The following is a 7,580-nucleotide window of genomic DNA, read 5'->3' on the forward strand; positions in this document are numbered from 1 at the left end:
CTCAGGCCGCTCGGCATGGCCCCATCCTCGTCCGGCCACGATCTTAACCCAACGCCCGCTCATCGCAAACAACGCGATGAACGGGGCACAGCTCTTCAAAGGTTGTGGCGATTGATTGGGTGGTTGACTGGGCCACCTGCCGTCGGAGAGCACGTCGCCCAATTAAGGTGGCGCCCAAGTTTCCCTCAGAATGAATCACGGCTTATGCGGCGGATTCTTGATTTCAGGTTTAAACCCAAATGGTTCATAATTCAAGCTGAACTCCTGGTACCGGTGGACCGCAGGATTCCAAGTAATATCCACGGGAACCTCGGACATGTCGTTCTCGTTCGCCATGTAGGCTAGGCTCAACACAAGTGCAGGCTTTCCATCGGCGCGGTGATTTTCGATCAGTACCGAATATCCCCAATACGGACTGGCGTCATCTAAATAGTCAATTCCCAAAAAGCCGGCTCCATTCTGGATCTCCCTGGAGACGTTCAGCGCGGTTCGCCAACCTGAAGGCTCCTTACGAAGTATCACGAGTCGAGATACAATCGAGCGGTCACCCACCCGAAATGGTGGTCGCTTTAGCGCTGCAACGCTCTCCAAAACATCTGCTTGGTTGAGAAAACCACATTTCAGAACTTCTGCATTTTCGCCAAGGATCCTTTGGCCTTCTCTCAGGCACTCCTTCAGTCCGGGTTCGCTGGCGGTTGTCCGTGTCAGATCGGATATTCTGAATTCTTGGACGGCCGTTTGGCAGGTTGCCGCTGTACTAAGTAGTGTTAGTAGCAAAATAGTGACTGTGGTACTGCGAATGAACTTAGCATTGCCCCAATCCTTCATTTGCTTTCCTCCGAGTCCGCCAGCGATGCCGTTCACTTTTGGGCCTCCTTCGGTCTACCAACTCCCGCAAAACTCTCACTTCCATATTTGCCGTTGTAGAGAATGTTCTCGCGAACTTTCGCTCCGTGGTGCGGAGCGTCAACAAAATGAATTCTGCCTTTGCTGTCAATCGATGTCACCACCCCGGTGTGGTCAACGCTTTTGCCCTTTGCAAAGAAGATCGCATCTCCAGGACGCGCATCGGTGAGCTTGCTGCTGAATTCACCTTTTTCCTGTAAAGTGCTCTTCTCTGAGGCAGCTGTAAAGTTTCCCTTGGAGTCTGCAAAAGTGAGTTTGTTATCGGGGTCAGATTTGAACACCGTGTTCGTCATTCCCGAACAATCTAGACCCGACTTCGGATCCGCATTTTTTGCATGCCCTCCGCCAAATTTATAGCTGATGTCTTCTTTACTGAGCTCTAATGCTTTTTTGACTCGGTCCTCCGGTGTGTGTCCGTCAAAGTCGTTCCTAGTCATGGGATTATTTCGTGTGTACGAATACAGGTTCAGGCTCTGCGGATCATCCAGTTTTGCGTACGGCACCGGCTCGACTTTCGCCGACCAATCGGGGCTTAGGAAGCGTCCCATGCTGCTGGCATAGTATCGAGCCCCGAAGTAGTCGTTTCCCGATTCGGTGTCCCGTTCTTTGCCGGTACTACGTGGCCTGACATCGCCGTCGTACAACGATTCGCTGAAGCCCAACGTGCTGCTGGAGATAGCGAAGCCGGAACCGAGTTGCGAAGTGCTGGCAAGAAGTCCGAAGCCCCGACGTGAGTTTGCGGCTAGCTGCGGCATCGCAGCAGAGGCGGGATTCGAGCCAGGGAACACGCCGGAAGCCAGTTGCATCGGTGCCCCGATTGTACCGGCTTTCCCCTGGGGATGAGCTGTCGTTGGGAAGGCTATTCCAGATCGATTGATGGCCGGATCAGACCTGCAATCGGGGCCCGATTGCGGCCCCGATCAGCAGCTAAAAGCGCGGCTAAAAGAAAAAGCTCTCCTCAGCTCAGAACGGAACCACGGAGACGCCGGGAACGGCCTGGAAGTGGCGCACATTGCCGGTGGCAACACGGTAGCCAAGGTCAAGCGCAGTGACTGCGATCAGCAGGTCGGAGAGCGGCAGAGTGACGCCCCTGGCCATGCTCTCTCCGTCGATCTGTCCGGCCCTCAGAGCGACCGAAGCCGAGACCGGATGCACGGGGATTGCGGCCATCAGTTCGCGGATGAACTGCTGCCTGGTTGCCTTGCGTTCGGGCGTGTTGGCGCGGGCCGCTCCGTGCGCCAGTTCAAGCACCGTGACGACCGACAGGGCCACGTCTTCGCCTGCGGCGCGCAGGGCGATTTCGGCCAGAGCCTGGCGGGCGTTTCTACCCTTGCGCTCTGCCGCGATTAAGACGCTGGAGTCGAGGATCAGTCCCATGCCGGAGGATTCAGCGGCTCCCGGTGTGCGGCCACTGCTTCTTGAACGTCGCGGGCGAAGTCCTCGTCGATGATCGCCGGGGAGTCTTCCGGCAACAGCGCGATGCACTCTTCGATGGAGCGGCGCGGCGGCGTTGCCGTGCGCAGCACTGCGACCGGCGCAGCATCGGACTCGATGACGATCTCCGCACCGGCACGCACGTGGGCCATCAGACCGGCGAAGTCGCGGGCGGCGTCGGCTTCCGAGATGTGGATCGTTGCCATATTCACGATGATACCCTCATTCCTGTTTTTTCTTAGCTGGAAGCTGCTTTTGCAAAAACCTGTCAAGCATTTTCTTCGCCCTGGAGCGGTCTCTTTGAGCGTGCCTCCGGATATACGCGAGACGTATATTTCGGCTCTGAATCGGTTTTTTCGCAAAACCCTGTCAAGCCCCTTGTTGAAGATTTTTTCGCACAGCCAGGACGGAAGCAGCGATACAGCACTGTGCTGTATTTTCCTTAGCTGCCCGGTTCCTGGTCGTCGTCTTCCTCGGCTGTGAGCGCCGCCAACAAGCCCTCCCGCTCGGCTGCTGTGCGTGCCGCCTGGGTCACGCTGCGGGCCTCTGCCGGATGTGTGGCCGCGTGGATCTGCTGCAGGGCCCGGATCGCGACCTGCGTATAGATCTGCGTGGTCTTGATGTCCTCATGTCCAAGGATGGCCTGGATGTGGCGGATGTCGGCTCCATTCTCGTGCATCAGCGTGGCCATCGTGTGGCGGAACAAGTGACACGCGCCGCCCTTGCCCAGCTTCGCTGCCGCGATGCGCTCTTTCACAACGAAGGTCAGATGATCGCGGCTGAACGGCTCACCCTGCGCTGTAAGGAACACTGTCATGTCGTCGGGTTCGGCGGCAAGCTGCGGTCGTCCCTCGACGATGTACTTCTGAAGCCACGCGGCGGCACGCGCACCGACAGGCACATAGCGGTCCTTGCTGCCCTTGCCCTGATTGATGAGGATGAGGCCGCGGTCGAGTTGCAGGTCGTAGAGTTTCACGCGCACGATTTCAAGTCGCCGCATTCCCGTCGAGTACAGCAGCTCCAGGATCGCGCGATCACGCAGTCCGATAGGCTCCTCGATGTCGCACAGCGTCATGATCTGCTCGACCTCCTGGGCCGACAGGATCACCTTGGGCAGCGAGCGGCCGAGCCGTGGCAGCTCCAGCTCCGAGGCCGGATTGTGCAGGATGCGATTCTGCTTCGTCATCCAGCGGAACCACACGCGCAACGGCACAAGACGCGCGTGCTGCGAACTGAAGCTCAACGGCTCGCCGTTCTTCTTGCGCGCGTAAAACAAGTGACGCTGATAGCGTTCGAGCACGGGCCGCGTCACGTCGATGGGATCGGTGATGCCGCGCTCCTTCAGCCATTCGAGGAAGAACCGGATGTGACCCTCGCGGCCCTTCACTGTGAACTCGGAGTAGTTCTGCACCTGGAGCGCGAGTAGATGCTCGCGCATCAAGGCATCCAACGGCGTTGCCGGTGCGGCCTGCGGCTTGCGCTTCTTCGTCACGCGGGCCATCGAGCACCCCCGCCATGAGCCGCACCGTTCACACGCGGCGGCACAACTACGACCGGATTTTCTTCTGCTGTTTCCTTAGTAGTGTTTTTCAGACCATTTCCGTAAAAAGAGCCTGAAGGCCGCATGGATATTGGCGATTCATTCCCCGTACCACTCCCAGACATCCCCCGGACCTGGGCCGGACTTGGCCCGGACTTCGGGCCTTCTACCCCGGACTTCTCGCCATCGTAGCTGTGTTCCATCCCCAGCAGTGAGGACTGGGACGCTTCCGCCGCTCCATCGAAGAACAGCTCGTAGACGAAGCTCTGGCCCCTCCCGCCGCGATGCACGATCAGGTATTCAAGCTCTTCGAGCCGCCCCAGATGCCGCTTCAGTTGCGAGTCGCTCCAGCGCGTGAAGGCCCGCACGTCGCGCCGAGAGAAGCGGTATTCACTGCATTCGATCTGCTGCCGATCGCACTCGCCCCGGACCATCCCATCGACCATCAACAGCAGCTTGCGCGTCTGCACCGGCATGTCGTCGAGCGAGCGGCCCATCACTTCCTCGATGATCTTCTTGGCCAGCTTCACATCGTCGCTCGTAGCCTCGATGTACTCGAAGGCCTTGCCGCGATGCACGCCCGTCTTCACTTCGCGCTGCCATTGATGAAGCAGAGCGATACTGCGGATCAGCGCAAGGAACTTGGCGTGATCGCGCCGCGTCCTGGTCATCGAGTCCGGGAAGCTCAGCTCCGGCGCTAGTTCGTTGACGACTTCGAGAGGCCGCAGCAGCCGCTGCGCGTTCTGATGCAGCTTGCGCAGCTCCTCGCGGTCTTTGCGGCGCAATAGGCCCGCGAGTGTTTGCGATGCTCTCTGTATCCGGTGGATGGCCTGCGTCTGTTCGCGGTCTTCGTTCACCGTAAGCACGATGCAGCGATTCAACAGCTCTTCATCGATCTCCATTGCCGTCGTCGTGAAGAAGATCATGACCGGGCCTTCAACTTTGTATTCGTGCGTGATGAGCTTGCCGCTCACCGGGTCTTTGCCCGTCGATGCGATGCTCAGCTTGTGCTCGCTCTGCAACAGCTTCAGCGCATACGAAGCCTGGCTCGCGCCCTCTTCTTCCGCGATGGCCAGCACCTTGTGCTTCAGGTCCGTCTCGCCCATGTAAAACAGCGACCGGCCCGTCATCGCGGAGTATTGCACCTTCTGTTCTTCGGGCACGAAGGCCAGCACCGCATCCATCAGCGAGCTTTTGCCCGCAGCGGAACTGGACTGCACGAGCACGGCCAGCGGATCGGAGAGATGCCGCGACACGATGCCCAGGTAACCAACGAGTTTGTTGGTCTCCTCGCCCACAACACCGCACTCGGCGAAGTCCTCGACGATGCGCTCAACCAGGCGCGGATCGCGCAGCAGGTTGATTGCGGCTTCGCGCTCCTCCTCGCTCATCGCGTACACCGGCTCCTCGGGCGCAAGTGCTCGCGCGATCTGCTCGTCGCGCAGTATCTCGAGCTTCAGGATCAACCGGCCCAGGTCGTGGCGGATCACGTCTTCCTTGACGCCCAGCTCTTCGGCGGCTTGCTTGATGAACGCCGCGCGAGGCCGCGAGGCTTCAAGGTCCAGCTTGTCCACGTGCATGGCCATATCCCCATGCGCGTTCAGTCCCAACACGCGAAGGTTCACTTGCAGTGCCGTTGGGCTTGTGTTCTTGTTGAGGCCGCGCACGCGGTACTCGCGGTCTCCGTAGCGCAACACGATGTCTTCGCCGCGCATCTCCACAGGCGCATCGATGGCGTTGGACCGAAGCGGCATCTGCGCAACCGGCACCGCTTCGGCAGCTAAGGAAAAAACTCTCTGCGGCTGTGGCTGAGGAGTTTCACTGACTGCGGAAGGGATCGTTTCGATAATCGGCTTTGCTACAGGCTGTGACTCTGGCGCTGCCTCAGGCTCTTTTGCCGCGCTGATTTTTTCTTTAGCTGCCGTCTCTTCTGCTGCCGGCGCCGCCGGTAACGGCGGCGCTGACTGCGGCTCGGGAACGATCACCGGAACGGCCACACGGCTCGCAGGTTTCGGCCCTTTGCCCAGCCACGTCGCGCGGTTCAACAAGAGGCCGAACAGCTTGGTTGCGGGCTGCGTCGTGTGCGCGTACTCGTTCGCGTCCATGCCTTTGGGGAACTCCACGCGGAAGCACTCGACGCCCCTTTGCATCAGCTCGTCGGCCAGCTTCACGGCGGCTTTGTTGCCCGCCTCATCGCCGTCGTAAGCGATGTACACGCGCTCGATTCCGTGCCGCTCGAACGCGGCTCTGTGGTCCTTGGTGAAGCCGTTCACCCCGTAGCTGGCCGTCACCTGGCGATACCCCGCGCACCAAAAAGTCATCGCGTCGATCAGGGCTTCGCAGAGGATGATTTCTTTCGTGGCAACGAGGGCTTCTTCATTCCACACACCGCGCATCGGCCCCGGCAGGTACAGGTGGTAATCCGTCCCGCCGCGCAGATTGTCGTTGATCTTCCGCCCATACAACTGCACCACGTCGCCGTCGAGATTCAACACCGGGATAACCAGCGAACCACGCAGATGCTCGTGCCCGCTCGCGCGGAAGACGCCCAGCCGCTCCAACTGCTGACGTATCTCCGCTCCCGCGCGGCGGTTCTTATCCGGCAGGGCCGGGCCCAGCATCCGGTCGCTGAACCCCAGCCGGAACCGCTCGACCAGCTCCGACGATCTGAGGCCACGCTTTTCGAGATAACGCTTCGCGTCCGCCGTGTCCCGCAGCGTGTCGGCGTAGAACCTGACTACCTCCCGCATCACCGTCCGGTCGTCGGCCCCCAGCGTCACCGGGCAGGGCAGCTTGGGGATCGTGGCTATTTTCACCACCGGCCCGGTAGAGGGCGCATAGTCTCTTTTCAGCAGCGCGATGGCATGCGCATCGCTGACGCCCTCGGACCGCGCTACCCAGCGGATCACGTCGCCGCCCTCGCCGCACGCCCCCTTGCAGTGCCACACATTCGCCACCGGATCGATGTTCAGGCTGGGATTGCGGTCGTCGTGGAACGGGCACAGGCCGATCAGTTCCTTGCCGCTGCGATGCAACTTGATCCCCCGCGCCTCGGCCAGCCGCTGGATCGACACCTCCCGCTTCAACCGCTCTTTCTCCGGGTCGTATCTGCCTGCCATCGGGCCTCCTTGAAAAAACCTGTCAACTGACTATAGAGTCATAATCTACATTGACATTGTAGACATATTCAAGCAGGATTTTTGAGAGAGGGTCTTACGATGAGCCTGGTTCAGCATTTCCCGCCGGATTGGAACATGACGGATTTTCACGAACGGCTCAGGCAACTACGCAAGGCTCGCAAGATCACGCAGACGCGCGTGGCCGAACTGCTCGGCGTCAGCCCCCGTGTTTACACCCGCTGGGAGAACGGAGATGCCGTGCCCGTCTTTGCCACAGTTGTCAAGCTGGCAGACATCTTGGATGTCACCCTCGACCAGCTGGCCGGACGCAAGGACATCGACGACGATGCCAAGATTCATAACCCGGAACTGCACCGCCTCTACAGCAAGGTCGATCAGCTCTCCGACGAGGATCAGAAGGCGCTCGTGATTCTGCTCGACAGCCTGGTCAAGCGGTCCCGCATGAGCCAGGTTATGGGCGAGATTTAGTAACTCGAACCCAACACGAACGGATGCTGCACAGAGTCGCACAGCGTCCCGGTTGCATTCGATTTCCGTTCGATGCCGGGCCGGGAACCGGC

At 59.8% G+C, this 7,580-nt stretch carries 7 protein-coding genes; 1 reads left to right on the forward strand and 6 read right to left on the reverse strand.

What is annotated here, in order from left to right; genetic code table 11:
- Positions 1 to 195: 195 nt before the first annotated feature.
- The 6 genes from VMU57_RS13775 to VMU57_RS13800 form a co-directional block, all read right to left on the reverse strand.
- The gene (locus VMU57_RS13775; protein ID WP_325384356.1) at positions 196 to 864 is read right to left on the reverse strand and encodes a hypothetical protein; all 669 of its coding nucleotides are present in this window, start codon (positions 862 to 864) and stop codon (positions 196 to 198) included.
- Entirely contained in the window at positions 861 to 1,712 is an 852-nt protein-coding gene (locus VMU57_RS13780; protein WP_325384358.1) for an RHS repeat-associated core domain-containing protein, read from the reverse strand. Before VMU57_RS13780 ends, VMU57_RS13775 begins: the two co-directional genes overlap by 4 nt.
- 157 nt (positions 1,713 to 1,869) lie before the next feature.
- Entirely contained in the window at positions 1,870 to 2,283 is a 414-nt protein-coding gene (locus VMU57_RS13785) for a PIN domain-containing protein (protein ID WP_325384360.1), read from the reverse strand.
- Positions 2,274 to 2,552, reverse strand: coding sequence for a hypothetical protein (locus VMU57_RS13790; RefSeq protein ID WP_325384361.1), 279 nt, complete (start codon positions 2,550 to 2,552; stop codon positions 2,274 to 2,276). The genes VMU57_RS13785 and VMU57_RS13790 overlap by 10 nt, the downstream gene beginning before the upstream one ends.
- A 230-nt stretch (positions 2,553 to 2,782) precedes the next feature.
- Complete coding sequence (gene xerC / locus VMU57_RS13795) at positions 2,783 to 3,841, reverse strand: site-specific tyrosine recombinase XerC (RefSeq protein ID WP_325384363.1); 1,059 nt, start codon at positions 3,839 to 3,841, stop codon at positions 2,783 to 2,785.
- Complete coding sequence (locus tag VMU57_RS13800) at positions 3,829 to 6,999, reverse strand: toprim domain-containing protein (protein ID WP_325384365.1); 3,171 nt, start codon at positions 6,997 to 6,999, stop codon at positions 3,829 to 3,831. Before VMU57_RS13800 ends, xerC begins: the two co-directional genes overlap by 13 nt.
- A gap of 99 nt (positions 7,000 to 7,098) precedes the next feature.
- On the opposite strand from VMU57_RS13800, the gene VMU57_RS13805 reads away from it, so the two are divergent.
- Entirely contained in the window at positions 7,099 to 7,488 is a 390-nt protein-coding gene (locus VMU57_RS13805) for a helix-turn-helix transcriptional regulator (RefSeq protein ID WP_325384367.1), read from the forward strand.
- The last annotated feature ends 92 nt before the right edge of the window (positions 7,489 to 7,580 follow it).

Origin of the sequence: Edaphobacter sp. (assembly GCF_035532915.1) — a bacterium.
In the GTDB taxonomy this organism is placed as follows: domain Bacteria; phylum Acidobacteriota; class Terriglobia; order Terriglobales; family Acidobacteriaceae; genus Edaphobacter.